Here is a 2576-nt window from a genome sequence, read left to right as displayed (position 1 = left end):
TTCAATTCTTCATCAGTCAACTCTACCTGTTCAACTTTTTCAGCGGCTTCATCAAGTTGCTCAGGAGCCTCCACTTCATACAAATCACCCTCGGCTTCTTTAGCGTCTGGAGGATTGGTGCCTTGAAAGGTTTTAATATAACTGGCTACTTGTGCTATTTGTAATGGCTTCAAATCATTTTTCCAGGCAATCATCCCTTTTCCGGGCCTGCCTCCTTCAGAAATTACTTCATAAACATTACTTAGACTTCCTCCTAATATCCAATAATTATCTGCCAGATTCGGACCAATGCCTCCACCTCCATCTGCTCTGTGACAAGCAACACAGTTGGATTCAAAAATACCTTTACCTGCATTTAAATCTGAGGCATCAGTTAGCAGTTCTACCGTGCTGGCATCTACCAATCCTTTGGCTGTTTTACGGTATTCCTCTATTTCCTTTTCAGCTACTGCCAACTCACGTTGATATTCTTCTTCTTGAGTGGGGCCATCAAAAACATGGTAACGCACCATATATACAGCAGCAAAAATAATGGTTGCATAAAAGCCATACAACCACCAGGGTGGCAGGTTATTGTCCAATTCCTTGATTCCGTCATAATTGTGATCAAGAATGATTTCGGCCTCAGTTTTAGCTTTTTTCTCACCAACCAGTTTTTTATAAATGGAATGGATCCAGCTATACCTGTTGGCATTTTCTTTTGCTTCCCTTTCAAGATAAAGAGCACGTGCTTCTTCATTAAGAGAGTGAAACAAAATGCGCTGTAAGGCGTGTACACTAAGTTCAATTGCTGTCATAAACAGAATGATGGCGACCCAGACTAAAATTAAAATTGGGTTATCAAACAGTGCCCACTGACCCTCTGTTCCTGAAATTGCCTCAATCAATAACAAAGAAAGGGCTGCGATGATTAAAATTCTTAAATATGCTGATGATTTCATTGGTTAGTGGTGTTTTCGTCCTCTTCATTTTCAAGAGGAATGTTACTTACTTGCTCGATATAGTTCTTTTTTGCAGTAAATACCCAAATAAAAAGGATGGCAAAAAAGATGAAAAAAATGAGTAGTGAAATGATGGGATAAACTTGTATTCCATCAATTGTTTCCATATGTCCTTTGATATACTTTAACATAATTTCTTAATTTTCAGTGTTAATACCCTCCTCTTCTCCCCCGGATATTCTAATATCGGTTCCAAGTCGTTGCAGGTAAGCAATTACAGCAACTACCTCTCTGTTTTTCATTTCTGTGAATTCAATACCATTTTCCTGTGCATATTGCTTTTCTGCTTCATAAACACGGGCGAATTCAGGGTCACTGTAAAGGTTTTCTTCAATTTCGGTTCCCTGCTCAAGCATCCACTCTTGTGCACGGGCGATATCTTCTTCAGAATATGGCACACCCAAACTCACCATGACCTCCATTTTCTTTTCGGTTTTTGATTTGTCAAGATCATTATTAATCAACCATTTATAACTTGGCATAATAGATCCCGGAGAAGTACTTTGCGGGTCATAAAAATGGTTGAAGTGCCAACTGTCAGAATATTTTCCTCCCACACGCAACAAGTCAGGCCCCGTGCGCTTACTTCCCCAAAGGAAAGGATGGTCATAAACAAATTCACCGGCTTTGGCATATTCACCGTTGTAACGTTCTGTTTCACTACGGAAGGGTCGCACCATTTGAGAGTGACAACCAACACAACCTTCACGGATGTATAAATCCCTTCCTTCCAATTCAAGTGGTGTATATGGCTGAACGCTGGTGATTGTAGGAATGTTGGACTTTACAACGAGTGTAGGTACAATCTGTACAATTCCTCCAATGAGAATGGCTACTGTAGCAAGGATGGTTAACTGAACCGGCCTTCTTTCCAGCCAGGTGTGATAACCCTCTCCGGCCACACGTTTTTTGGTGACTCTTTCAAGAGCTGCTGCTTCAGCAAGTTCGTCTGAAACAGGCGTTCCTTGCCTTACCGTTTTGATAATATTATAGAGCATTATAAAGACCCCAAGAATGTACAAACTACCACCGATAGCTCTCATCCAGTACATCGGCATAATTTCTACAACAGTTTCCATAAAATTTCCATATACCAATGTTCCGTCGGGATTGAATTGTTTCCACATGGAGGCCTGTACAAAACCTGCTACATAAAGCGGAAGTGTGTAGATAATTATACCCAATGTTCCTATCCAGAAGTGGAAGTTAGCCAGCCCGGTTGAAAAAAGCTTAGTTTTAAATAGTTTTGGTATCAACCAGTAAATCATACCGAAGGTCAAAAAGCCATTCCACGCAAGTGCACCTACGTGAACGTGTGCAATAATCCAGTCAGTAAAGTGAGCGATTGCATTTACATTTTTAAGAGACAACATAGGACCCTCAAAGGTTGCCATACCATACCCGGTTATTGCAACAACCATAAATTTAAGTGTCGGGTCTGTTCGCACTTTATCCCAGGCACCTCTTAAGGTTAATAAACCATTAATCATACCACCCCAGGAAGGTGCTAATAGCATGATTGAAAATGCAACCCCTAAACTTTGAGCCCACGCAGGCAACGAAGTGTATAGAAGG

At 40.8% G+C, this 2576-nt stretch carries 3 protein-coding genes; all 3 read right to left on the bottom strand.

Annotated elements, in window-relative coordinates; translation table 11 throughout:
• Nucleotides 1–941, bottom strand: a 941-nt coding sequence (locus AACY61_RS12210; RefSeq protein ID WP_339611853.1) for a cbb3-type cytochrome c oxidase N-terminal domain-containing protein, incomplete at its 3' end; no start/stop codon positions are given.
• A complete protein-coding gene (locus tag AACY61_RS12205) occupies nt 938–1132 on the bottom strand; it encodes a CcoQ/FixQ family Cbb3-type cytochrome c oxidase assembly chaperone (RefSeq protein WP_339611852.1) in 195 nt (64 codons plus the stop codon). The genes AACY61_RS12210 and AACY61_RS12205, both read right to left, overlap by 4 nt.
• Nucleotides 1133–1138: 6 nt before the next feature.
• On the bottom strand, nt 1139–2576 hold a 1438-nt coding region (gene ccoO / locus AACY61_RS12200; RefSeq protein ID WP_339611851.1), incomplete at its 5' end, for a cytochrome-c oxidase, cbb3-type subunit II.

This window comes from uncultured Planktosalinus sp. (assembly GCF_963973675.1).
Lineage (GTDB): Bacteria > Bacteroidota > Bacteroidia > Flavobacteriales > Flavobacteriaceae > Planktosalinus.
Note: the sequence above shows the minus strand (reverse complement) of the source record. Positions and strands in the feature narration are given on the sequence as shown.

Bases quoted from the DNA above. Each gene is read 5' to 3' on its own strand.
- AACY61_RS12205 (WP_339611852.1), bottom strand. From the start codon at position 1,132: ATGTTAAAGTATATCAAAGGACATATGGAAACAATTGATGGAATACAA.